Here is a 25,769-nt window from a genome sequence, read left to right on the forward strand (position 1 = left end):
ATACCTCCTATAGTTTTTTGCGGGAAAGCCATAAGCCCATTAAGAAGGACAAGACAATCAGTATGAGCGCGTTAAGCAGCATATCTCTGCCTTCCGGATCGACTAAATAATAGTAGTAAGCATTGGCGCTGTTGTACCTAATATTGATGCCGACAAAGACAGCTAAAAAAAGAAGCGGTGAAAAATTAGCGATCCGGATTTCAAGCAAGCGGTTGCGTTCCTGCTCATTCGAGCGCCTCGCTTTACGCATATCAGCAAGCAGCTCGCGCAAGGAATCGGATATTTGCACACCTTCTGTCAAAGCGACGCGCAAAATTTCTGCGAAATGATCCGCCCAAACATGGCCAAGCGCCGATGAGAAAATAGATAAGCTTTCCTGGTCATCCTCACGAATTGATAAATTGCGGTACAGCTGTTCAAATACAGCCTGCATCGGACCCAGCAGCCGCTTCTCGTCAATCGCTCTTTGAAGCGCGATTTTTACCTGCCGCTCTCCTGTTACGAGATAGCATTGATAAAACAGCTCAATCGCCGGCAAAAAGTCCAGCTGCGCCTGCATCCTGCGATGCACAAGCCAGGCTTGCAGCATCATGTATGGCAAACTGCTGAGCGCTGCGCCGAACAATAGCGTTCCTTTCAGCGTTTGAAAAAAATAGCCTCCGAAAGCTATTCCTCCCAGCAGCAAAAAAAGGCTAAGCAGCAGCACGGATGCTGCAGATAAGCGCAGCTGCAGCGTTTCCAGCAATAGCGTCAAATGCCGCTCGATGACACGAAGCATAGTCCAGCCTTTTGTCTTGTCTGCAGAGCCTTCCTGCAGCAGCCTCTTCCAGCGGTTCGTCTGCGAATAGCTCAGCCGGCTTTTCAGACTGCGCTCATCCCGCCATGCAAAAAGCAAATGTCTCCATAGCACAAATTGCAAGCTGAACAATAATGTCATAAAAGCTATAATAGAAACGCTATTCATCCCGCTTCCCCGCCTCGCTTCCCGCAAATAATCCGCTCTTTAGAGGCTTGTTAGGAAACAGCCAGCAATCAGAAGCTGCATCGTATACGGCTAAATTATTGACAACTGCCTGTCCGCCATGCCACGCAAACTCGCCTATGCGAGTTATAATACGGCGGTGATTAATGCAGCTCATCTCAATTCCAATCTCAGTGACAAATTGTGTAACACGCTTGGCCAGCCGCTCTGGATTCATCGCCCTGCCGTCAAGCATGCACATATCGACAATCGCTTCCGGGACATCCTCCAGCGTGTTGGCGTGCACCGTCGTCATACTGCCGGCATGCCCTCTCGTACAAGCGCGAACATAAATATTGGCATCCTGATCGCGTATTTCCGCATGTATAATTCGCTGCGGCGATTGGCGCAGCGCCAGCTTGAAAGCCTGTTCTGAGTGATGAGCAGCATCATCCTCGGAAATTTCATATTCAACAATATTTTTGTTTGGAAAATCACGGCTAAGCATCATCTCGTAGCGGCCTTCAATCGTAATTATCCTTTCCTCATCAGGCAGCTCCGCAATCAGTGCTTTCATAAGGTTAGTTTTTCCGGAATTAGTAGGCCCAATTATGACCAAGTTCAGCCGATCATTTAGGATAGCTCTTAAAAGCTGCACAACCGTTTCATTAGCTGTACGGTAAATAGGTGAAGCCAGCACATCAAGCCCAAAGCTGGCCAGCGTATAAAACCGGATAGTCAGCGTTGGCAGCGAGGTGAATCCAAACCCGGTCATCGTTACTCTTGAGCCATCCCGCAGCATCACCTCAGCCCAGCGCTTGCGGGGATTTATCCGGTCATTATTATAAAGAACGAGATTTTGCTGTATGCGTTCCACCTCGCGTATATGGCTGAATGAGAAGCGCGATAGCCTGGCAGCACCTCTGCGCACCTCATAAATTCGTGTGCCTACGACTTGGATTTCCTCTAGGTCTGACTTGCCGACAAGAATTAGCTCAAGCACGTTTAAGCCAACTACCTCGGCAAACAATGCTTCGGCCAGCGAATCATACGGATGCTCATAATGCGAAATCGTATGGATGCGCAGACGAATCAGACGGTCCTCGATTATAGATAGAACCTGCTTTCTTTCCTTGGGGTAGCCCAATACAGCTCGATTAAGCACCTCCCCATAGCTTCTTCTTTCATCATCCGACAGCCCTCTTGGCGCGCTCAAAAAAGCTCTTATTTCGTCAGCAAGCTTGGCAAATTCCTGTCCGTCTGCGGCAATGGCCTGATCTAATAATGCATGCTGTGCTTCCAGCTCATGCTGACGCGCATGCTGCTCCATAGTAACCGCAAAGCCTGTCGGCGAAAATCGCGGCTGCTGCTCCTTCATGATGATCTGGCTCCGTTCCGGTGCATAATGAGACGTCGATACCAAGGCTGATTGCGGATAACGCCAGGCTGCTTATCCAGACGGTAGCGCTGCATGATTTTGTTTGCGCTCCCGTTCATCGCCAGCTTTCCAAGCTTGTCCTTCTGCAGCCATTGTTCATACTGTCCGCGATCCAGTTGATAATACATCGATTCGGTAAGCTGAAATTGTCCGATTGGCGACAAGTTCATTTCCTTATACACTTGCTTCATTTGAAAACCTCCATTTTTCCAAGGATAAGTTATCGTCAAGCATTCATATTCATGAGGGGCTACTTGATATAGCGGTGCTATATCGATCAGCCAGCGTTTCCCGTCCTCTTGAAAATGAGACAGTGCCGAGGTGGTCGCGATAATCTTGGTACTTGCTTGTCGCATTGCGCATATCGTAGCGGCATTGTCCCAGTAAGCGCCTGCGTCAACAATAATGACAGAAAAGGTTTGACGCGCCACGCTGAGCAAATGTTCAATATGCTGCGGCAAATAAAACTCAGCCTGATCCCGGTTCAAATTGCCGAATAATACAGATAGCTGCGGGAGCTTTTGTACCTTATACATAGATTGCTGAAGCTTTCTTGACGTTAAACTGAACGCCCTTAATTCCGGCTGCAGCTTGTCAAGCGTCTGCTCTGGCTCGTCTAATCCTAAATAACGGTGCAGCTTGGAGCTCTTTAAATGCAGGCAAAGATAAGCAACTGGCAGCTTGCTCTGCTCTGCAATACGATACGCAGCGGCAAATGCCGCCACTGTCGTTCCTATATTGGGAGTGGTGCCAATAAAGGCTATTAATGGCGCAGCTTCGCTCATTGCATATCAGCTCCTTTACCTGCTTCACTTTGCAGCATGCTAAACGATTCCGGACTGTAGGCAACGATCAGCTTGGCAGTGCCCTCCCTACAAAGCTCATCCAGCTCCAGCCACTGCTGCTCCGTTAAATTCAAATTCAAGTATTCGATCATGGCATTGGCATCGCGCCTGGCTGCATACATGCGCTCCTGATTGCTTTCAGCCAATGACATCAGATGCGATTGCTCCATGCTGTCGACCTCAACATTACCCGAGCTTTTCACTGAAGCGACAATAACAGTCTGTTCAAACAATCTGCGCGACACTTCATCGCCGGATACATAGATAATTACCCGGTCTCCTGCCCGAATGCCATTGGATATGGAGCGTATGTATTCCTTAGGAATCTGGAAGGTTGATTCGCTCTTGCGCGGCTGCAGATGATGATAATTAAGCCGCCAGCCTACGATCGGCTCCTGCTGCCCGATCGGCACCAGCGTTTCCAAACCGACAGCAGCCTGTATATCCTGCAGCATCTCGCCGCTATACGCAGCCTGCGGCAAATATCGGAGCTCCACATCAGCAGCTGTTATCATTTCTCCTGCCGCTAAAAAACGTTTTGCGACAACTACTCCGATCTGCTTCTGCTCTGCCAGCTTGTTAAGCTGCAAATGATACAAGCCGTACACGAGCGCCGCCGATACGACGACTGCAATCATACTGATAACCAAGCTTCTTCCCTTGCCCATATCACAACCCCTTTCTTGAGCACAAAAAAAGAACGCTCACAGCAGCCGTTTGCCCGGCTTCGCTGTTCGCGTTCTTCGCTATATGCCCATATATAAAATCAATCATTATAAGAGTATAAAATCACTTGTACAAGGACCCTTATAATTCAAATAATACCAAATCATTACTGCACTGTCTATCCCTAAATATTTATGTTGTGTGTTAGAAGTCAATCAATCCAACGCTAATAAGCAAAGCGTCATTTACTTTACGCATTGTCTCATCATCCAAATGTGTAATTTTGTCCGTAAGGCGCTGCTTATCTATCGTTCTTATTTGTTCAAGGAGAACGACAGAATCCCTGTCAAAGCCATGCGTAGTCGCACTCATCTCTACATGGGTGGGCAGTTTCGCTTTCTGAATTTGCGCAGTAATAGCCGCTACAATAACAGTTGGGCTAAATCGATTGCCTATATCGTTCTGAATAACAAGCACAGGGCGGACCCCGCCTTGCTCGGAACCAACCACTGGCGACAAGTCGGCAAAAAACACATCTCCGCGTTTTACGATCAAACTCTACACCCCGCTAACAAGCCGACCCAAAGTAAGATCAGCTTCATCCTCCGCCAGAAAAGCTTCCGAGGCCATATTCAGGTTGATTTTAGCCATTTCCATGTACCCGCGCTGCATCGATTCACGAATTTGACGTTTTTTCCGCTCGACCAAATAAAGTTTCATTGCCTGGCGAATAAACTCACTGCGATTCGAATTTTCTTTTGCCACGATTCCGTCAACCTCCTCTAACAAATGATCGGGCAGACTAATCATAATTCTTTTTGTACTTTGCAAATTGGCCACCTAACCCGCACCTCCAAAACTTTTCCATAAAGACCTATTAACATTATGACTTATTTCCAGCGAACCTATACTTAAACATATCTATGTTGATCGTATATCAGATATGCTGTAAATATACATATATGACACCGATAGATTGACTACCTACTACTATTCGAGATCAAACGCTAAAATTCCTTTTCAAAATAGGAAATAAAACAGTGGAAAAAAAATGCTTTTGTCGAAGCTCGCTAGGACAGCGGATTTACGATTGCAACGATCGATTCTCCCTTTGCGTACACTCGCGGAACACGCGTCGCAAGCATGCATGTTACTTCATAATTTATCGTTCCCAGCTGATCAGCAACATCATCCACCGTAATCTGCTCGCTTCCTTGTTTTCCAATAATTACAACTTCCTCATCTTCATTGACTGGCAACCCGCTCTCGGCTATAGCCTGATCCAAACCGATCATGCACTGATCCATGCAAATTGTCCCCAGCACAGGTGATTTTACTCCCCGCACCAGTACATTCGCTTTGCCTGTCAGCATTCTGCTAAAACCGTCGGCATAGCCAATCGGGATCGTTCCGACCATCTCTTCCTGCTTTGTGAAATACCGCGTCCCATAGCTGACGCCCCAGCCTGCTGGGGCTTTTTTCACATAAGAAATTTTGGACTTCAAGGACATAACCGGCTCAAGCTTAATTTCCGTATGATTCACTTCTATCGATGGGTACAGTCCGTACATGCCTATGCCAAAACGTACCATATTGCCAGCAAGCTCCGGCGTATCCATTCCCGCTGCACTGTTGGCAGCATGTATATAAGGCAAATTCCAGCCGCGTTCAGCAATCTCCTTTGCAATCCGGTCAAAACGTTCATACTGCAGCTTCGTATACGTTTTATTTGCTATATCAGCATTTGCATAATGTGTAAATAAACCTTCTACATACAACTGAGGCGTATTGATGCATGCTTCAATGAAGCTTATCGTTTCATCAAAGCCAAGCACGCCAAGCCTGCCCATACCCGTGTCTGCTTTAATATGAACCTTCAGCTTTCGACCTTGCGTATCTTCCGGCAAGGCAGCAGCCGCCTGACGAATATCCTCACGGAACAAGCTGATCGTAATTCCATACTCCCTGGCAAGCGTAAGCCCTTCTGCCGGTACTGCGCCGAGCACAAGTATCGGGGTATGGATTCCTGCCCTGCGAAGCTGCAAGGCCTCATCGAGAAATGCCACTCCCAAATAGTCCATAGCCAGTCTCTCAGCAGCTCTAGCAATTTCGATAGCCCCATGACCATATGCGTTTGCCTTTACAGACGCAAGCAGCCGGCTATTAGCCGGCAAAGCTTGACGCATCGCGTTAATATTATGTTCAAGAGCATCCAATGAAATCTCTGCCCAAGTCGGGCGAAAATACGTATCCAAGTCGATCCCACCTTATCTTGCGTTAACATTACTGATCCGTACAAATGCATATCAAAATAATGTTATACGTTACACCTGCTACTGTCAATCAATTGGAGTCAAGAATCGACTGGTACGTATTGGTATATTTAACAGTTCATTTCCCCATCATGCCTTGAACGGATTGTGCCACTTTAATCATCTCAGATTCAGGCAAATCGGCGCTGGATAAGCGGAATTGCTGCCCTTCATACGTCCATGTCAAGGTTTGCAGCGTGTCTCCGGCAGTAAGTTCCCCGATTGTAAAGCCAAGATCGAGCATGATTCCCGGTACTAGAGAAGCCGCTACGTCCTTAGGCTGCGTTTGAATGAGCGTGTAGTTGTATACGCCCTCATACTTCGTCATCATGCCTGCATTTCCGCCGAACACAATATCTACAGAATCTTTAAACATAACGCCAGTTGGAATATAACTAGGCCCCATAGCGATAAAGCCTTGTTCGGTTATCACTTCATTGGCAGATGCTGTAGGCTTGCCTTTGCCTTCAGAGCCTTTTTCTGATCCTTTATTTTCAGCGCCCTTTTCCTCAGCGCCTTTCACATTGCCTTTTTCATTGCCCTTGCTTTCAGCTTCCGTGCCTGTTTTTTCACCGCGCTGTTCCTCTGTCTTTTCGTCATCGGTCATGCTGTCCTCGTGCGGATCCATTTCTTCTGCGCCATTTTCCTCGGAATCTGCCGGCTCATGCTCGGTTATTTGCTCTGGCGTCATCATTGTAGGAGTATCCCCTGCCTGATTGGAGGAATCCACTCTCATATTGGCATCAGTTTCAAATACGCTCTTATCGAAGTTCGTATTGAAATCAAAGGAAGCAAACTTCACATCAACCAGCACATTGGCATTCGTATCGCTTACTTCTACCTTCAGCGGCTTTAAGTCTGATTTGTTCAGCCAAATTTTTTGGCGTGAGAAGGAACCGTTATTGTAGTTAGCCATTACATCAAATACATATTCTTTGTCGCCAGCTTCGAATTGTCTGGAGCCGTCAACAAGAATACTTTGAACCAGCGTCTGATACAAATAAACTTGTCCCTGATTTTGCGGCCAGTCGCTTTGGAAACGGAACACTTTGTTAAGCTTTGGTGTCAGGACGAACACACCGTCATCATTTCGGAGCACGATTTGTGTAACATTCTTTTCTTCATTCGTTAGTTTAATGCGGTAATTTTGCGGCTTCTGATAGGATACCTCCACTTGATACGTTTGTGGCTGCTGCCCTGTATGCAATGTCATCGTCCCGCTGCCTTGATAGCTTTCCATACTGCTGATAAATTTGTCGAGCTCCTTAACCACGGACTCGGCATCCTTCTTCCCGCAAGCAGATAATATTAGTGTGAAACATAATACGATAGCCGCGGTCCATGCAATGCGACGCATGCGATCATCCCCTCTGCAAATAATGATTTAACTGACTGATAACATATTTATGAGGGGACTTGGCCAAATATGCGGACTAGTTGTAGGCTTGGCTAATTTATTTTTTGCTTCTATATATGTACTCTCTAGAATGCTCTTGCAAACATCTGCGTTTAGTATAAAGCTATATCAAGCATATGTTCATATTTTGGCGTGTTCCAGGAATTCATTAACAATTTACGCCAATCATGTTACATTATATTCACATATATGAAAGAGGGTATAACTATTGGATTCGAAGCTAGCGGCATATATAACATTAGTTTGTACTTCGGCTGTTCTGAATTTATCTATGCTTGTCTATACTTATTTGAGAAGACATTATTATACAAATATCGCTAATCTGTTCATGTGGAATACATTAACTTCAATGATTTATTGCTTTGGTTATGCCTTTAGCTTAACATCGACTTCGTTAGAACAACTTAGATTTTGGAATATTGTACAATATGCAGGGATGCCATTTTTCCCTCCGTTAGGATTAATGTTTGTCATGCAATATTTGGGTTATAAATTAACGAGAAAAAGAATAATCGCTTTACTTATAATGCCTTGTCTTACTTTACTCATCAATGTTACAAATGAATCCCATCATTTATACTATAAAATATATGATATCCATCCGGTGCTTGGGGCTCCATATAGTGAGATTGCATATGGGGTATGGTTTGTAGTACATAATATTTACATTTTTAGCTGTATGTTCGCTGCGTTCTTATTGCTGCTTTCACGCTGGAAGGAAACAGTTAGTGTATATCGGCCTCAATTATTTGCCCTCATCTGCGGTCAGTTGCTTCCAGTAGTGACTGCATTTTTATTATTCATAGGAGTGACACCCGATGGTATCGATCCTGTACCAATGGTTATTTGGTTTTCTTCTGCTATGTACCTTTGGTCTATTACTTCCTCTCGAATGCTATCAATTATGCCAATTGCGAAGGAAACGATCTTTAATAATATGAATGATGGTGTTATTGTGCTTAATGATACCTATCAATTAATCGAATATAATCAAGCTTGTAAAAATATGTTTAGCGAATTGGATCGATCAACGATAGGGCAGCCATTTGATCAAGTTTGGTATATGTTAACGGGTCAATCATTTCCTGTTCAATTAGATACGATATCAGATAAATGGAGTGTTAAGATTCATCAAGCTGATTATATTTATCAACTGCGTATTTCTATGCTTCCGCAAACAAATAATAGGTCTGGCTTACTTATTATATTTACGGATATAACAGAGCTACATACATTACAACAAAAGTTAGAGCAGCAAGCCTATTATGATGAGCTTACGCAAATATACAATCGTCGTGCCTTTTTCCAGCAAACTGAGCAAAGCTTAATGAAAGTAAAGGATAATTTGTCATCTTTTACGATTATTCTATTTGATATTGATTTTTTCAAAAAAGTGAACGACACGTATGGGCATCAAACCGGAGATCAAATACTAGTACATGTGGCTCAAATATGTAAGGCTGAGCTGGGAGAACATATGCTATTTGCTAGATATGGCGGTGAAGAATTTGTACTCGCTTTAACTGGTTATACACTAGTGGAAGGGGAAAACTTCGCTAATCACCTTAGATTATGCATTGAACAGAAGCCTCTAGTTGAAAATGAACGATTTGTATCCGTTACCTCCAGTTTTGGAGTATCCGTAACGACAGGAGCTATGGAAGAAACAATCTATCAACTTCTTCAAAAAGCTGATGAAGCACTTTATGCTGCCAAAAGAGCTGGTCGAAATCAAGTACAGGTTTTTACTGAAAAGTACGAATTTGTGAAATAGTACAGCAAAATATTAAGAAAGGCTTCATCAAAAGATTGCGAAGCTGAAACAACGCCTATTTTCTATTCAATCTATACAGTTCATATCCGATATATATAATAAATGGGAAATCTGCAATAGTTTTTAAGGAGGCTGTTTACATGAACATATCAGCTGCAGCTCCAATGGGCGGGGGCTTTTCGAGCGGGCAGGGCGGGTCAATAGACAAGCAAATTCAAATGCTGATGAAGCGGAAAACAATTCTTTTCCAAAAAATAACCGATATCCTTAGCGGCGAGGACCCGCCCAAAGATAAAGAAGAAAAAATTAAAGTCATTAGAATAGAAGTTAATATGATCGATCTTCAAATTCAACAGCTCATTCAAAAGAAAATTGAAATGGAAAAACGGGGAAAGTCTGCGGTCGGAATTGGTCCAGATAAGCTTCCTCCATCGCCAAGCGATCTGATTCACCCCGAACGCGAGCAGAGGGAAAGTCATTTTATAAATATTCAAGTGTGATATTTACCAAAACACAATAATTTCCTTATAATTCGATAACATTGAAGCTGTACACTTCCATTGAAATCAAATAATGGAGGTTGATTCAAAGATGCTGCGAATTTCTAAGTTTAGTAAAAGAGCTGTACTATTGCTTTCAGCACTTGTACTGACAGCAGGATTGACGATTCCTTCTGTTTCTGCTGCAGAGGAAACAACGAGTCAAGTCAAAAACGTCATTATTTTAATTCCTGACGGCATGAGTGTGGGAGCGACAACTTTGACTCGCTGGTATCAAGGAGGAGCACCGCTGGCACTTGACGAAATGGCTTCCGGCTTAGTGAGAACCTATTCCGCTGATGCGCCGATCGCTGACTCTGCACCTGGCGGCACTGCGCTCGCAACGGGCTACAAAAGCCATACTGGATTCGTCGGCGTGCTGCCAGACGAAAATACAATGCCCGGACTTGGCAAGATTGCCGATGAAGATAAGCGCAAGCCGGTTGCTTCCGTGCTAGAGGCAGCAAGATTAGCAGGCAAATCAACAGGTATAATTGCAACTTCGGAATTTATGCATGCGACACCAGCTGATTTTACGGCACATTACCCTGACCGAAGCAACTATGATGCATTGAGTGAGCAGCAAGTTTATGCAGACCTCGACGTTGTACTTGGTGCTGGATACCAATATTTGCAGCCTGATGTCCGTAAAGACAAAGAAGATTTAATTCAAGTATTAAAATCTCGCGGTTACGATTATGTAACGACACCAGAGGCGATGCGCGCTTCAACTAATGATAAGCTTTGGGGCCTCTTTGCGCCAACCTCCCTGGATTATGAAATGGATCGCGATCCTACCAAGCAGCCAAGCCTGGCAGAAATGACATCAAAGGCGATTGATGTGCTTTCACGCAACGATAACGGATTTTTCCTTATGGTAGAAGGCTCAAAAATTGACTGGGCTGCACATGCTAACGATCCAATTGGAATAATTAGCGACGTAGCGGCATTCGACGATGCTGTCGCTGTTGCATTGAATTATGCTAAGAAGCATCAGGATACTGCTGTTGTGTCCGTCACTGATCATGGCAACGGAGGAATTACAATTGGCAATATTGATACGTCTCGTAATTACGATAAACTTCCATTATCCTATTTCATAGACCCGCTTAAAAAAGCAAAATTGACTGGCGAAGGCATTGCCGGCAAGTTAAACAATAAAAAACTATTTGTGTTGGCACGCGAAGCATTTGAACAAAAAGGCGCCAAAGTAGTTTGGAATAATGAGGATGTAAACAATCCAATTGTCGTTGTTACCAAAGGAAACGATACACTTGAGCTGCCCGTATACAAAAGTGTAGCGATTCTTAATGGCAAGCACATTCAGCTCGATGGCGTAGTCGTATTTAACGGTAAAAAAACTTATGTGCCTCAATCCGCGATTGATTTGCTTCCATAATAGACTGCGAGACGATTGAGGGCATAACGCCGCTCTCAGCTGATTAGAAAAAATCCTACATCACTTCAAGTAAGTGTGTGCACAGCTTCCCAAGATAGAAGCATTGGAGCAGGTTACGGTAGATGAAATGGAGGCTGCAGTTGGCGGCCGCTAACTTATACTTTCTTATATTTTAAACAAAAACCTCGGCAGAACATTTCTGCCGAGGTTTTTGCAGCTTTCCTTCAATTTTTGTTTTCCAAACGATTCAAAATAACAGCAGCTTCTGCTCTCGACAACGTTCTTTTCGGTTTAAAGCTGCCATCTTCGTATCCCATTATAATTTCTTTTGCGATGATCGCTCCTATTAATCCGCGATAATGGCTCTGAATAGCCAGCCTATCCTTAACTTCAGCAAGAGCAGCTTCATTGTCGGTCAGAGCAAGCGCTCTTGCCGTCCACACTGCGGCTTCCTCCCGCGTTATAGGCTGATTTGGTTTAAATGAAGCTTCATCGCTGTCGATCCAGCCTAATGCAGCAGCTGTTTCAATACTTGCTCTTGACCAGCGGGCAGCTGAAACATCGTCAAAGGCCAGTGCACGGGCTTTGGCTGGTATTCCCAGCTTTTTCACAAGCATAGCCAAATACTGCTCTCTCGTTACTTCTGCTCCAGGTCTAAAAGTGCCGTCTGGAAAACCGCTGATGACCCCGGTGGCAGCCAGCTGACTGACTTGTTGCTCCGCCCAATGTTCTTTCATATCGGAAAACGGGTTATGAACTGCTTGTTCGATTGGAGAATGCACAACATTAACTTTGTAGAAAGTTAATCGTTGATTCTCGCTAATAGCAGCCACTTTGTAATCATCGGTTATGTTGCTTGCATAAACATTTTTCCCGTCTACTGTAAGCTGCCACTTCTTCTCGCGTTCAAGGTTATAGGCTGCAATGTAACTTTTTGCGTTAGAAAAAATGTCAGTCATCGTCAAAAGCCATTCCGAATCTTGTTCGTTGACAAATTGCAGAGTAAGGTCAATTAGCATAAAATCGATCCGATGCTCTTCATCCGAGGTCAGGTCTATAAAAGGATTAGTAGTAATAAAAACCAGCCTATCATCTTTTACTAGCGGATTCGCACCTGTTTTTACCTTCGTAAGCTTCTTCCATTTCAGCTTCCCATCTGAATCAAGGACGGTTATCGTACCATCATAGCTTATCGTAATTATGCTGCCATCCTTTTGTACAATTGGCTTGTTGTATATATAAGTGGTAGGATCTAATTCATATTTCCAGCGTATTTCGCCATTACCAGCATTAATGGCATACATAGTGCCAACATAATGAGTTCGCACACCGTAAGTCATGCTTTCATTTTCATCAACTGGCTTATGCTTTATTGCAATAACGAAAAGGGTATCCTCCTGCTTATTAAATAAAGGCTCATAATGAACAAGCTCACCGTCAAGCTGAATCGCCCACATAGAATTTCCCTGTTTGTCTACTGCCTTCAAATCTGACCGCGCATAGCTGGTATTCCCGCTTTTTATATGACTATTCGACGTAAAGCCTGCGTATCTGTTTCCGTTCGCATCCCAGCCAAGCAATGTACTTTTCTTCTCTGTACCGAAGGATTCAATCAGCTCGTTTTTTCCAGTATCCGTTTCGTATACAGCGAGCTTTCCCTTATTTGTCCCCCAATAAAGCTTCCCGTCGGGGCCTAAAACGGGCTTTGCTGTCATGAACTGCTCCAAATCATGCTTCCATTTGAGTGTTCCGGCTTGATCATAAGCAGCAAGCTTGCCTTCAGAGCTATGAACATATACCGTTCCATCGGCGGCTATGATCGGATTCCAGTAGCGTTCATATGATGTATCATCTGTAGCGATTAACTCTGCTTCCCATTGCTTTTGCAGCGATGCATGGTAGGAATCAGAAAGCGGCTTGGATGAGGTGTCTACCACTTTTATATTAATTCTAGTCTGCAAATCATTGTACTTGGCTGTCAATGTTGCTTCTCCTGGGCTGACGGCATGCAGCTCTTCATTAACGAAATAAGCAACACTCTTATCGCTGCTTTCATAGAGGATTGGCTTTCGATTATCTCGTTCCTTATCATCTATCCAGCGTATAGACGCCGGAAGCAAATAGACACCTCCAACCTCAAATGTTGTGTGAATATTTCCGAAAGTTATACCAATCGCTTGATTATTAAAAAATGGGCTTGTAATTTCCAGCATCGCCGCCAGCCCGGCATCGGTGCCAATATATATATGTTTTTCATCGATATAAGTCATATAATATTCAGAGCCTGTCTCATATTCTATCCACTGCTTGCCCTCACGGTCGGTTAAAATAATTTGATCGAAGCCTTGAAATAAATACAGATTTTCATCTAACCAAATTGCAGGAGGAGCATACTTAATAGAAGGAGCAGACAGAAGCTGGCCATCCTTATCAACTGAAACTAACTTGTTTTGATAGGGCTGTATGCCTGCAACGCCATTGCTGCTGGTGCTATGCTTGTATGTTACACTGAAAAAAAGAAGCGTGCCGTCACGTTGCAAGCTAAGACTTCTACCATACTCCAGCACATTCGCTTCATTGCTGATACTTAGCTTCCAAAGCTGCTTTCCTTGAGCATCATACTTGGCAATATTATTATTTTTGGTTACAAAGTAAGCATTTTGCTGATCATCAAAAAATATGGGCGCCTCTACAGCTCCATCAAGCTCATACTTATGTTTAATTGAACCGCCGCTTATTACGATCGCTTCAGTTGGTTTGTTGGCAATACCTATCCCGAAACTAGTGGCAAGCTCTTCTGAAGTTGCATCCACTGTAAACAAAATCAAGTTCCCATTAGGATCAAATTGCGGTTCTCCATATTTTCGCTTATCAACCTTGAACTTCCATGCTGCCGTCCCAGACGGATTTAATTGCTCAACATGATATGCGCTTTTAAAAGTCAGCATGTTGTTGTTTTCCTTCTTTATACCAATAATTTCCGATGTATTATCCGATGTAAAGGTATAAACTATATCTTCAGCAGAACCAGAATACATCACTACATCAGTTACACCTGTACGCTCCAGTGCCTTCGTTCCATCAGGACGGAAACCTAACAAACTAAGAGACTCACTCACATAAATTAACCCATTATGTTGAACAACAATTTTACTGAATCCGTCTAAATGCGTTTCATACATCCATTTCTGTGTGCCGTCATTGTTGAAAGCATATAAATTACCGCCTGACCCAACATAGATTACACCATCCCTGCCAACTGTAACTTGACCAGTTTGACGTACCCAATCCGCTCGTGCTGGAGCTACCTCTGCCCGCCAGCGCTCTTTTCCTAATTGGTTGAAGGCGTATAATTTTCCTTTGCCGGTTAATATATAAGTCGTACCATCAGCTCCAATAGCCGGCGGAGCAATAACAGCGCCATCCACACTATTTCCCCATGTCTCGATTACATATCTCATGGATTGATCCGCACTTACATGATTTCCTACAGGCCAGATCATCAAGCACAGCGTCAATGCAATGACCAGTCTAAAAACTCGGGATATCTTTTTCCGGCTCCCCATATTTTCTAGCCTCCTCTATTTGCTATCACGATATACTAAGCTAGCCTAATAATAGAAGATTGTGGGAATGTTGTAAACATATACACCTCTGGTATCACAATCTCTTTTCCATTTGAAACGCCACGATTTCAAAACGCCTCTCCTTTTACACATTATTGAGCATTCCTTTACCGAAGCTTTTCATTTAGTTGATGTTGTACTAACACTTCGCCCTTAACCTATACATGAAATGAAAATGATCAAGCCTTTCTCGATTGATACTTTTTATTTCAAAGCATCTATGAAAGTTAGGAGCGTGAGGCAGTGAATTGGAGCACTAAAAAAGCGATCGCCTTTGATCTTGGCTACACCCTTGTCACGAACAATCGCGTACAGCTGCACCGGCAATTTCTTCGCAATCAAGGCATTGAGCTTGAGGAGGAGATTATACGGCGTGCTTACCATCTGGCAGACAAAAAGTTTATGCGCGCATATCCAAAAGTTATTTCAACCGGATGGGATTATTATTTCCCTTGGTTTGTAGGCAAGGTTAATTTTTTGCTAGGCCATCAATTCAATCTGATTGAGCAAACCAATTTTATGAAACAAGAGATCGACCGATTATGGCAGTCGGGACAATCATTCTGGACTCCTTTTCCGTGGACTGTGGATACGCTTCAAAAGCTTCGCGAACAAAACTTTCGGCTGGCGTTGCTTTCCAATTGGGATGCATCAGCGAGGCCCATACTATCGTTTCTTGAATTAGATGAGCTGTTTGATGTCATTATTATTTCGGACGAGTTTGGTTGCGAAAAACCGGATCCCTCGATCTTCCAAGAGCTGCTGCTGCAATTAAATTGTTCTTCTGAAGAGGTCGTATATGTGGGTGATAATTATTACGATGATGTGCCTGGAGCAGCCGAAGTCGGCATAGCAACACTTCTATTGAATCCTTACGGACGGCTTGGCATGGAAGAGCTTAATTATAAGCCTGTCGTTCCAGACATTCGGCATTTACTAGAGCTTCTTCCTTTGCACAGTCACGCCGCCTATGAATAGTCCGCTTCATGAACGTATTGAGGCTCAATTTCATGCTTTGGGGCGAGCTCAGCAAAAAGCAGCTACCTGGCTTATGAAAAACACCCATCACGCTGTGTTTATGTCCATTAAAGAAATCGCCCATGCTTCGGAAGTAGGAGATGCGACTGTGCATCGATTATTTATGGATTTGAATTACAGCAGCTTCGCCGAGGCGAAGAAGGAAATGCAGCAGAATGCGTACAGCCTGCGCACTATTCGCCGCTTGGAGAAAAGCCAGCAGGCTCCGCCAGCTTCTTGGATGAAAAAGGCCTTGGAGGTAGAACTGTACAATTTCCAGCTGACATTCACCGCTGCCCTGGAGGAAAATATCGACAAAGCCGCGGATTATCTGTGGCAAGCCAGCAAAATCTATGTGGCTGGCTGGAAAATGACTGCCTCCGTCGCACATTCATTATCCTATGCCCTGCACTTTGTATTCGGCAACGTGACTGTTATAGAATCGGCCTCAAGCTTGACAGAGCATGTCGCCAATATGAAGGAGGACTTCGTTCTGATAGCCATGCAGTTTCCACGCTACTCCAAACCAATAACGAAGCTTGTGCAAGAAGCCAACAAAGCAGGAGCGACCTGCATTTTATTTGCAGATTCTCCAGTTGCACCGTCCGTTTCTTATTGCGATGTAAGCCTAGTCTCAGCAACCGAGTCCCCCGGATTTTTAGATTCTTACGTCACGCCATTATTAATAAGCCAGATGATTATTCAAGTTATCGCTCATAAGCATCCTGATTTCGTCAAGCAGCGGCTCCATAAACACGAGCAATTGTTCAGCACCTTTGGTATCTTTCGACACTAATACTCGTTCTGGAGGTATTCACGTGAAAACTATAAAAACTCCTGTCCTTCTTTTGGCGCTTGCTGTCATGATCATTGTTACTGCGTGCGGGCAAGCAAATCCGAACACTGCTTCCAATCCTGCCGGCTCTTCGAATGCGAACACCGGGCAATCCCCGTCACCTTCTCCAACGAATACTGCCGGATCAGGAGCTATTCCTGCAGGCGGCATACTCAATTATGCGATTCAAAATGATGTGGACGGCTTAGATCCGCATGCTACAGTCTCCGCTTCTACCTTCCTCGTCACTGACAATCTTTTTGAAACATTAGTTGGCGTCACACCTGCCGGTGAGCTCGTCCCGCAGCTCGCCACAGCATGGACCGCTTCTGAAGACGAGCTAGAGTGGACGTTCAAGCTGCGTCCTGATGTCACTTTTCATCATGGAGCTGCTTTCAACGCGGATGCTGTTATAGCCTCTTTCTCGCGTTTGCAAGGGGAGAGCAGTCCCCGCGCCAAAGATTACGCCAATATTGTTTCGATTGCCAAAAAAAGCGAGCTTGAATTAATGATGACTCTTGCCAACAAGGATGCCACCTTCATCTCCTCTCTTGCCAATCCTTGGGCAGCCATCGTGGAAGAAAGCGATGGGAAGCTTTATGGAACTGGACCGTTCAAGCTGGTCAGCTATGAGCCTCAGCAAAATATTAAAATTGAAAAAAATGAAAATTACTATGAGGCGGACTTGCCCTATCTTGACGGTGCAACCTTCACTATTATTCCTAACGAGACAACGTTGCTTGCCGGACTTCAAGCACAAACGGTTCATGTCGGCTCCATTTCTGGAGCACAGCTTCCTCAAGTAGAGGCTTCCGCACATTTAAAAACACAAGGTTCCGTACAGAACAGTATTCAGCTGATGGCGATGAACACGGCAGTAGAGCCGCTAAATCATGTAAAGGTGCGCCAGGCGATGTCAATGGCTATTAACAAGCAGGACATTATCGATGGCGTAAGCTGGGGCTTCGGTACCGCTATGGGAAGCCATCTGCCGCATTTGAGCTCCTACTATATAGATACTAATGATGTGCTTCCATTTAACATTGAAGAAGCTAAAGCATTGCTGGCTGAAGCTGGTTATCCGGATGGCTTTACTCTAAAGATGAGATTGCCGGAAGGTTATACGTATCATGTCAATGCAGGTCAAATGATTGCTGATCAGCTAAGCAAAATCGGGGTTAAGGTAGATATTGAAATCATTGAATGGGGCGTATGGCTAGCTGATGTGTATGATGCCCGGAACTATGAATTAACGGTAATCAGCCATACTGGCCGTCTTGACCCGCATGCTTTCTTAAGCCGCTATCAATCTTCTTCAAAGGAAAACTATTTTAATTATGTTAATGCGGATATTGACGCCGCTATAGAAGAAGCAGCAATTGTCAGCGATGCCGAAAAGCGTCAAGAGCAGTATGCTTTTATTCAAAAAACTTTGGCGAATGAAGTGCCTGCCGTATATTTGCAATCTATGGAAGGTATTCTTGCGCTCAACAAATCCGTTCATAATCTGGCTTCCTTCCCAATCGGCATCATTCATCTTAAAGAAGTCTATCTATCTGAATAAGGATGAAGGAAATGAACTTTTTCATACAGCGACTTCTCTCGGCTGCTTTACTCTTATTTATAGTCTCGTTTGCCTCTTTTGGAGTATTGATGATTATTCCCGGCGATCCTATACGCCTGATGCTCGGCACCGAAGCTTCTCCCGATCTTGTGGAGGAGCTTGGCCGGCAGTATGGCTTTCATCTGCCTTGGTATGAGCGGTATTGGAATTGGCTGATACACGCCTTGCAGGGCGATCTTGGACACTCCTTTCTTTATAAGCTGCCTGTTACAGCTCTCATTATAGACCGTATACCTGTATCTGCATCCTTAACTGCTCTCTCCATGCTAATTACTCTAATCGTTGCTTTGCCGCTGGGGATAATCGCAGCTATTCGCAAAGGAAGCCTGCTAGACAAAATTATTCAAGCGCTTGTTCAGTTTGCGATAGCGATACCTAATTTCTGGATTGGCGTTTTGCTTTTGATTGCCTTTTCTGTGCTGCTTCCCTGGTTTCCGCCGAGCAGCTATAAACCGCTCTCGGAAGGCCTGCTGCCGCATATGCAATCACTCTTCCTGCCTGCTGTAACACTCGCGATCGGAGAGGCGGCAGTGTTAATTCGAATGATTAGAGCTTCTTATATTGAAGTTTTGAATAAAGATTTTATGGTATTTGCGCACACGAATGGGCTGCCCAAAAGAAAAACCTATTTGCAGTACGGCTTGCGCAATAGCCTGATTGGTCCGATTACAATGCTGGGACTTCAAACGATGAGCCTGATTAGCGGAGTCATTATTATTGAACAGTTATTCACAATGCCCGGTATAGGACGTTTACTGCTCGTTGCCGTCCAGCAGCGTGATTTAATTTTAATGCAGGGGCTAGTCTTATTTATTACTTTTACAGTCATTATTATTAATCTTTTGGTAGATTTGCTGTACTCCATCGTTGATCCGCGCATCTCTTTTCAGCAAAGAAAGAAGGTGACAGCATGAAGTCCTTCAAAGCAGGCGTCTTTATGCTTTCTCTAATCGGAATCATGTTTATATTATCCTTTGTATACCTGCCTCATGATCCTTATGCGATGAATGTAGCGAACCGTTTCGCACCGCCAAGCTGGGAGAATTGGTTGGGAACGGATCAATATGGCCGCGATGTTATGAGCCGCTTGCTGTTAGCGTCAAGAAGCGCATTGATCGTCTCTTTGGGCGGAGTTGGAAGCGGAATGGCATTGGGCTGTTTATTAGGAGCTATTGCAGGCTATATTAGAGGGCTGGCAGGCAATATAATCATGCGTGTAATGGATGGGATGTTTGCTTTCCCTAATCTGCTGCTCGCATTGATCCTAGTTACGGCAATGGGTACTGGAACTTACAACGTTCTAGCTGCTATCGCCCTATTCAGCGTCCCGTCCTTTGCAAGGCTAATGAACGGCTTCATTCTGGAAGCCGGATCCTACGGCTATGTAAAAGCTGCCCGCTCCTATCACGCAGGGCATGCCCGCATTTTATTTCGCCATATGATTCCTGCGGTTCTTCCCAAGCTGGGCGCACAAATTTCCGTTGCGCTCGGAGCTGGTATTTTAACGGAAACGGCTTTGTCTTTTTTAGGTCTTGGCGTTCAGCCGCCGCATCCGAGCTGGGGAGGCATTCTTAATGAAGCGCAAGCGTTTATTTATTTAGCTCCCACGTATCCGATTATTCCCGGCTGTTTGATATTCATCGCAGTTGCGGGCTTTAACCTGCTTGGCGATGGAATTGCAGCACGACATAAGGAGGCGGTGTCATAATGCTATCTGTACAACAACTAAGCATCGAATTGCTTGTCAATCAAAAGTGGCTGACCGCTGTGCGTCCGCTTAGCTTCGAGTTGAAAAAGGGAGAAATTATGGGGGTGATTGGTGAGTCAGGCTCGGGAAAATCACTGCTTGCCAAAGCGATTATGAATATATTGCCGAATCGCGCTCGAATTGGGGGCGGCAGCTTATTTATAAATGATACAAATGTATTAGAGCTGTCCAGCAAAGAGCGTCTGAAGTGGAACGGCAAAAAAATAGCATATATTTTTCAAAATCCGGCAGCGGCTTTAAATCCGATCATCACGATAGGGCAACAATTAATTGATGCTATTTACGCTCATCAGAAGCTTTCGAAAGCAGAAGCTATTCAGATCGCCAAGCAAGCTCTGCTTGATGTCGGCATCCAAGATGCCGAGCGCGTATTTAAAAGCTATCCGCATGAAATTAGCGGCGGTATGAAACAACGCGCCGTCATTGCAATAGCTGTTATTCATCAGCCCGATTTGCTAATCGCAGATGAAGCAACGACAGCACTGGACGCGACTATTCGCAAGCAAGTTCTTGATTTATTTCGCATGCTGAGCCAAACCAAGAAGATATCCATTCTATTTATTAGTCATGATATTGCTGCTGTTAAATATGTTGCGGATCAAGTGCTCGTCCTATATGGCGGGCATATGCTCGAATACGGCTCAGGCCAAGCTGTGCTGAAGCATGCCAAGCATCCCTATACGGAAGATCTCTTAAAAGCAACTCCTTATCAGGTCCAGGCAGGCGAGCGATTAAAGGGAATCGCTGGACAGGTTCCTCCTATTACACAAAATGAACAAGGCTGCATATATAAGGATCGCTGTAAGCTTGCTCATGACCGCTGCAGAGCGTTCGTTCCTGAATTCCGTCATCCTGCCTTGGAAAGTCTGCACAAGTACAAATGCCATCTTGATCTGTTTCCAAACACTCATCCTCTTGAAAAGGAAGCAGGTGAATCGCATGTGCTCGTCCTCAGCGCCGTTACTTGAAGTTAGACAGTTATGTAAATCCTTCCCTACCCCCGGCCGTGGCAAAAAAAAGCTGGACGTGCTCAAAGGCATCAATCTAACGATCAATGAAGGGGAAATTATTGGGCTGGTCGGCGAAAGTGGAAGCGGAAAATCCACTTTTGGCGAATGTATTGGAGGGTTGCAATCGGCACCTGAGAATTCGGTTTTTTTTCGTGGAAAAGATATTACGCAATTAGCTAAGCATGAATACAAAGAATATCGCCGCTCCGTGCAATTTATTTTTCAGGATCCTGCCGAAACCTTAAATCCTAGAATGACCGTCGCGCAAATCATTGAAGAGCCCATGCTTGCAGCAAAGATTGGATATAAACCTAAAGACAGGCTGCAGCGTATAGCACAGTTAATGGGAGATGTTGGTTTGAATACGTCTCTGATGCATAGCCGCCCTGCGCGCTTAAGTGGCGGACAATGCCAGCGCGTGGCAATTGCCAGAGCGCTGGCGGTAAAGCCTGCACTGCTCATTTGCGATGAGGCGGTTTCTGCCCTTGATTTGTCTGTACAAGCCAATATATTAAACCTGCTACTTGACCTGCAGCAAGCCTACAAAGTAAGCCAGCTCTTTATTTCGCATGATCTGCACGTCGTTCAATACTTGGCAAAGAAAGTAGCGGTCATTCATCAAGGGCTTATCGTAGAGGAGGGCAGCAGCAGAGATGTTCTGCAGCATCCGCAGCACGCCTATACCCGCTCCCTCATCAGCAGCTCTTTATAAATTGGTTTTGTGGAAGGAGTTCTGAAGCGCACGCTAATGCTAACTGCATTTTCTGTACTTAGTTTTACGAAATTTGGTCGTTGAAAAACGCTAACGGAACTGAGACACGCTATTGTACGAAAATCAGCTTATTCTAAAATCTAAAGGAACTGGGAAACCTTATTTGCTCAAAATCACTACCTAAACGGGGAAAAGATTACCTATAGCGCTCCACAGTTCCGTTACAGTTTTAAAACACTTTTTTATTGCTAAATAGAGCCTCTCAGTTCCGTTACAATTCTAAACTGATGGCATTACGACTTTTGCTCGGTTATTTAATACATGTAGAATCCTATATTCGATAAAAAAAGTATCTAGATGCACAAAATGCATTTAGCTGCCCAAATATGCTTGTCCCTTCTCAACTTCTACATTTACGAAAGGTTGTACATTTATGAAATTAACAATTGCCGGATGCTGGGGTGCCTATCCGCCAGCAAACGAAGCGACCTCCGCCTATTTATTGGAAAAGGATGGCTTCCGCCTGTTAATTGATTGCGGCAGCGGAGCGATCTCGCAAATACAAAACTTCGTAGACTTAAGCGAGCTCGATGCCTTGATTGTATCGCATTATCACCATGACCATAAAGCAGACATCGGCTGCTTGCAATACAATATGTTTCTGCAGCGAATTGGCGGGCTTCGCTCCTCAGCCTTCCCTATTTACGGTCATTGTAAGGAGCCTGAGCAATTTTCAGCGCTGAATTATATGAACTACACGGAAGGGCGCGAGATTACAGCGCACACCTCTGTTGTAATCGGACCTTGGACCGTCACATTTTGCGAAACCAATCATCCGGCTTATTGCTTGGCTATGCGCTTCGACGACGGTGAGCGTACATTCGTGTATACAGCGGATACGCATTGGACGGATGATATGGTTCGTTTCTGCTCGGATTGTGACCTGCTGCTGTCCGAATGCTCGGTATATGATCATGACGTCTCCGTCTCAAGCGGTCATCTAACACCGGAACTTGCAGGAAAATTAGCCCAACAATCCCGCGCCAGGCAACTGATCATTACCCATTTGCCGCACTACGGAGCGCATGAGGAGATTTTGGAGCGTGTCACGGCGATCTATTCCGGTCCTGCTCAGCTCGCTGCTAAAGGGTCTGTTATTTATTTTGCTTAATTACTTCCGTTTAATCGCATGTTCAAAAAATTCAGCGGCAAGACTCCGCGTGAGTTTCGTATAGAGAAGTTAAATGAGGTTTGAATTTATGAAAATATTACTAAAATCGCAACCTTTAAACTAATACACTCGTTTAATAGGCGAGAGGCGTACCGTTAAGGATTGCTAATCATGCTGAAGCAGGAGAGCTTACAGACTCTCCCAAAATCCAGGATAAGTGGTTTCCCGTACATCACAGACCTTCCCTTATCCTCTAAGCAAAGGAGACTTACACATGAAGAAAAAACTGAAAAAAACATTAGTCAGCTCGTTGTCCGTCGCCGTATTGTCTATGTCAGCAGCAAGTATCGTTTCTGCCAATGGAACGACTTCAGCTGCTTCGCCTGTTGATCAAGTAATAAGAGCTGAAGCAAACAGCGCTGAGCAGGTAAACGCGCCTAAATTTGCATCGATCAGCGGTGTTATTCAAGAGATTGCAGATTACGAAGCGGTAGAAAATGCTAAGATTATTACTGTAAAGTCCGCTGATGACAGCATCACTCGTTTTGTCGTTACAGATGCAACCTACGTAATGGACGAGCTTAAGGCTGGTAGTGAAATTATTTCATTCTACGATGCAAATGCACCTGTTATATTCATATATCCTCCGCAATTCAATGCAGTTGCAATAGCCGATGTCAAAGAAGAGCGTACCGTTAAGGTCGACCGTTTTGACGATAAGCTGGTCAGCTCCGATGGCGACCTTAAGCTGAATATTTCGGAAGATACTAAAATTACACTTCAGGATGGCACTGCCTACACTGGCGAGCTTGCTGGCCGTGATTTAGTCGTTACTTACAGCGTATCGACAGATAGTATTCCAGCTCAAACAACACCTTCACATATTACCGTTCTAAACGAAAAGAAGGATAGCGGGGAACAAATGGAAGCTGAATACGCTGAAGTAAAAGGAACGATTAAATCGATTAATGAGCATGGCGCCAATAAAGATATGTCGCTGGTTGAACTGGAGCTTGCTGACGAACAGCCAGCTTACCTGGTTATATCCGACAAAACCTATGTTGACGAAAAGCTTGAGGTAGGCGCAGAGGTTGTTGGATACTTCAACACCAAGATGCCGATGATACTAATCTATCCGCCACAATATAATGTTGAGGCGGTAGCTGTAGTCAAGGAAGGTCGCAATACAACCGTTGACCGTTTCGATAAAAACATGACAAATTCCGCTGGCACGCTGGCGTTGAAAGTTAGCGAGGATACGAAGATCGTAACGCCTGACGGCAAGCCTTTCACAGGCAGCCTGATTGACCGCAAGCTATTTGTGGAATACGGGGTTACAACTAAGAGCATTCCTGCTCAAACCAATCCTTCCCGCATCGTAGTTCTTGAAGACGAAAGCGATGTAGCTGTTGCTGAAAAAAGCATCGTAGTAGGCGGCAAGACAATCGAAGCACCTGCTGCATTTTCGAATGACGAAGGCACGATCATGGTTCCGCTGCGCGCCATTGCTGAAGAGTTGGGCTATGAGGTTGGCTGGAACGATGAAACAAAACAAATTACACTTGGTCATATCATCTCCTTGACAGCTGGCAAGGACGAATATATTTTCGCCAGAATGGCGCCGATCAAGCTTGGCACTGCACCTGTACTTTTTAAAGGCAACTCCTACGTCCCTCTTGCATTTTTCACAGAGGTAACTCAGCTAAGCGATGCTTACGTGAGCACTGACAAAATTGTAGTTAACAAGTAAGCTGTCATTGCTGCTATAGAATACGGCAGTGGAATAAACCGTACTTCCTATTGGACGGTATGCGATAAAGCGTACTTTCATGAGATGGTATGCGATAAAGCGTACTTCCATGAGACGGTATGCGATAAAGCGTACTTCCATGAGACGGTATGCGATAAAGCGTACTTCTATGGGACGGTATGCGATAAAGCGTACTTCTATGGGACGGTATGCGATAAAGCGTACTTCTATAGGACATCACAAGGATAAACGGCTCGCTGTCCTTCGCTTGAACGAAGGAGGCGCGTTTACCGATGAAGTATAGGAACAGCTATAAGGTGAAAACTTATACTTTCCTATACATTAAAATAATCCGCACTTCCTCTTGGAATGTGCGGTTTATTTTTGTTTGAATGCGTCAAGCTGATGAACAAGCACACCTGTGCTGCTAAATACATTTTACTTTTCCTCCTCAAAACTACGATTTGGGCTATAATAACGGAACGACTGACTATCTAGCGAAATTGTTGATTCCTTGTAGACAGGGCAACAAGCAATATGTGATAGTTGATACCTACCTTTATTACTACGTACTTATTGAGGGTTTTTCAACAGTCTAAGTTTTTCAGGCTGTTGAAAAACCTTTACATCGCGAAATGTGTCAAATAAAAGTAGTTTGAGGATGCGCCGACCGGCTCTGTGTGAATTTTCATATACAATTGTGTTTTTTGGGGCATTTCAGCGTAATGTGTATGATTTTTCATATACAATTTTGTTTTTTGGGGCATTTCAGCGAAATGTATATGATTTTTCATATACAATTGTGTTTTTTGAGGTATTTCAGCGAAATGTGCATGATTTTTCATATACAATTGTGTTTTTTGAGGTATTTCAGCGAAATGTGTATGAAATTTCATATATAATTT

The 25,769-nt window shown here is 44.4% G+C and carries 21 protein-coding genes; 12 read left to right on the forward strand and 9 right to left on the reverse strand.

Features of this window, described 5'->3' with window-relative positions; translation table 11 throughout:
* Window positions 1–7: 7 nt before the first annotated feature.
* The 8 genes from ACRRU2_RS24280 to ACRRU2_RS24315 form a co-directional block, all read right to left on the reverse strand.
* On the reverse strand, window positions 8–964 hold the full coding sequence (locus ACRRU2_RS24280) for a type II secretion system F family protein (protein WP_432505666.1): 957 nt from the start codon (window positions 962–964) through the stop codon (window positions 8–10).
* Window positions 957–2,339 (reverse strand): ATPase, T2SS/T4P/T4SS family, encoded by a 1,383-nt coding sequence (locus ACRRU2_RS24285; RefSeq protein WP_432505668.1) that lies wholly within the window; start codon window positions 2,337–2,339, stop codon window positions 957–959. The genes ACRRU2_RS24280 and ACRRU2_RS24285 overlap by 8 nt, the downstream gene beginning before the upstream one ends.
* Window positions 2,336–3,184 carry a hypothetical protein gene (locus ACRRU2_RS24290; protein WP_432505670.1) on the reverse strand — a complete coding sequence of 283 codons (849 nt, stop codon included), beginning with the start codon at window positions 3,182–3,184 and terminating at the stop codon, window positions 2,336–2,338. Before ACRRU2_RS24290 ends, ACRRU2_RS24285 begins: the two co-directional genes overlap by 4 nt.
* Complete coding sequence (locus ACRRU2_RS24295) at window positions 3,181–3,912, reverse strand: SAF domain-containing protein (protein ID WP_432505672.1); 732 nt, start codon at window positions 3,910–3,912, stop codon at window positions 3,181–3,183. Before ACRRU2_RS24295 ends, ACRRU2_RS24290 begins: the two co-directional genes overlap by 4 nt.
* 202 nt (window positions 3,913–4,114) lie before the next feature.
* On the reverse strand, window positions 4,115–4,465 hold the full coding sequence (locus tag ACRRU2_RS24300; protein WP_331700651.1) for a type II toxin-antitoxin system PemK/MazF family toxin: 351 nt from the start codon (window positions 4,463–4,465) through the stop codon (window positions 4,115–4,117).
* Between the two features lie 3 nt (window positions 4,466–4,468).
* Window positions 4,469–4,750: a CopG family ribbon-helix-helix protein gene (locus tag ACRRU2_RS24305; RefSeq protein ID WP_331700652.1), complete on the reverse strand. Its 282-nt coding sequence runs from the start codon at window positions 4,748–4,750 to the stop codon at window positions 4,469–4,471.
* 230 nt (window positions 4,751–4,980) lie between these two features.
* Window positions 4,981–6,165, reverse strand: a complete 1,185-nt coding sequence (gene alr, locus ACRRU2_RS24310) for an alanine racemase (protein ID WP_432505674.1) — start codon at window positions 6,163–6,165, stop codon at window positions 4,981–4,983.
* Between the two features lie 136 nt (window positions 6,166–6,301).
* Entirely contained in the window at window positions 6,302–7,579 is a 1,278-nt protein-coding gene (locus ACRRU2_RS24315; protein WP_331700654.1) for a DUF4367 domain-containing protein, read from the reverse strand.
* Between the two features lie 268 nt (window positions 7,580–7,847).
* Here ACRRU2_RS24315 and ACRRU2_RS24320 point away from each other — a divergent pair, with 268 nt between their 5' ends.
* The 3 genes from ACRRU2_RS24320 (at window position 7,848) to ACRRU2_RS24330 (ending at window position 11,351) form a co-directional block, all read left to right on the forward strand.
* Window positions 7,848–9,413 carry a histidine kinase N-terminal 7TM domain-containing diguanylate cyclase gene (locus tag ACRRU2_RS24320; RefSeq protein ID WP_331700655.1) on the forward strand — a complete coding sequence of 522 codons (1,566 nt, stop codon included), beginning with the start codon at window positions 7,848–7,850 and terminating at the stop codon, window positions 9,411–9,413.
* A gap of 140 nt (window positions 9,414–9,553) precedes the next feature.
* Entirely contained in the window at window positions 9,554–9,913 is a 360-nt protein-coding gene (locus ACRRU2_RS24325) for a hypothetical protein (protein ID WP_331700656.1), read from the forward strand.
* Window positions 9,914–10,004: 91 nt separating this feature from the next.
* Window positions 10,005–11,351, forward strand: coding sequence for an alkaline phosphatase (locus tag ACRRU2_RS24330; RefSeq protein ID WP_432505677.1), 1,347 nt, complete (start codon window positions 10,005–10,007; stop codon window positions 11,349–11,351).
* Window positions 11,352–11,575: 224 nt separating this feature from the next.
* Here the strand turns inward: ACRRU2_RS24330 and ACRRU2_RS24335 are convergent, their stop codons facing one another.
* Window positions 11,576–14,917 carry a PQQ-binding-like beta-propeller repeat protein gene (locus tag ACRRU2_RS24335; protein ID WP_432505679.1) on the reverse strand — a complete coding sequence of 1,114 codons (3,342 nt, stop codon included), beginning with the start codon at window positions 14,915–14,917 and terminating at the stop codon, window positions 11,576–11,578.
* 303 nt (window positions 14,918–15,220) lie between these two features.
* Here ACRRU2_RS24335 and ACRRU2_RS24340 point away from each other — a divergent pair, with 303 nt between their 5' ends.
* The 9 genes from ACRRU2_RS24340 to ACRRU2_RS24380 all read left to right on the forward strand — a co-directional run bounded on the left by ACRRU2_RS24340 (window position 15,221) and on the right by ACRRU2_RS24380 (window position 24,864).
* On the forward strand, window positions 15,221–15,955 hold the full coding sequence (locus ACRRU2_RS24340) for an HAD family hydrolase (RefSeq protein WP_432505681.1): 735 nt from the start codon (window positions 15,221–15,223) through the stop codon (window positions 15,953–15,955).
* Window positions 15,948–16,790 carry a MurR/RpiR family transcriptional regulator gene (locus tag ACRRU2_RS24345; protein ID WP_432505683.1) on the forward strand — a complete coding sequence of 281 codons (843 nt, stop codon included), beginning with the start codon at window positions 15,948–15,950 and terminating at the stop codon, window positions 16,788–16,790. Before ACRRU2_RS24340 ends, ACRRU2_RS24345 begins: the two co-directional genes overlap by 8 nt.
* Window positions 16,791–16,812: 22 nt before the next feature.
* Complete coding sequence (locus ACRRU2_RS24350; RefSeq protein ID WP_432505685.1) at window positions 16,813–18,393, forward strand: ABC transporter substrate-binding protein; 1,581 nt, start codon at window positions 16,813–16,815, stop codon at window positions 18,391–18,393.
* An 11-nt stretch (window positions 18,394–18,404) separates the two neighbouring features.
* On the forward strand, window positions 18,405–19,367 hold the full coding sequence (locus ACRRU2_RS24355) for an ABC transporter permease (RefSeq protein WP_432505687.1): 963 nt from the start codon (window positions 18,405–18,407) through the stop codon (window positions 19,365–19,367).
* Window positions 19,364–20,161 carry an ABC transporter permease gene (locus tag ACRRU2_RS24360; protein ID WP_432505689.1) on the forward strand — a complete coding sequence of 266 codons (798 nt, stop codon included), beginning with the start codon at window positions 19,364–19,366 and terminating at the stop codon, window positions 20,159–20,161. Before ACRRU2_RS24355 ends, ACRRU2_RS24360 begins: the two co-directional genes overlap by 4 nt.
* Window positions 20,161–21,189 (forward strand): ABC transporter ATP-binding protein, encoded by a 1,029-nt coding sequence (locus ACRRU2_RS24365; RefSeq protein ID WP_432505691.1) that lies wholly within the window; start codon window positions 20,161–20,163, stop codon window positions 21,187–21,189. Before ACRRU2_RS24360 ends, ACRRU2_RS24365 begins: the two co-directional genes overlap by 1 nt.
* Window positions 21,161–21,943, forward strand: a complete 783-nt coding sequence (locus tag ACRRU2_RS24370) for an ABC transporter ATP-binding protein (protein WP_432505693.1) — start codon at window positions 21,161–21,163, stop codon at window positions 21,941–21,943. The genes ACRRU2_RS24365 and ACRRU2_RS24370 overlap by 29 nt, the downstream gene beginning before the upstream one ends.
* Before the next feature lie 433 nt (window positions 21,944–22,376).
* Window positions 22,377–23,114, forward strand: a complete 738-nt coding sequence (locus ACRRU2_RS24375; RefSeq protein ID WP_432505695.1) for an MBL fold metallo-hydrolase — start codon at window positions 22,377–22,379, stop codon at window positions 23,112–23,114.
* 274 nt (window positions 23,115–23,388) lie between these two features.
* Window positions 23,389–24,864: a stalk domain-containing protein gene (locus tag ACRRU2_RS24380; RefSeq protein WP_432505697.1), complete on the forward strand. Its 1,476-nt coding sequence runs from the start codon at window positions 23,389–23,391 to the stop codon at window positions 24,862–24,864.
* The last annotated feature ends 905 nt before the right edge of the window (window positions 24,865–25,769 follow it).

It is taken from the genome of Paenibacillus sp. GXUN7292 (assembly GCF_050864975.1).
Lineage (GTDB): Bacteria > Bacillota > Bacilli > Paenibacillales > Paenibacillaceae > Pristimantibacillus.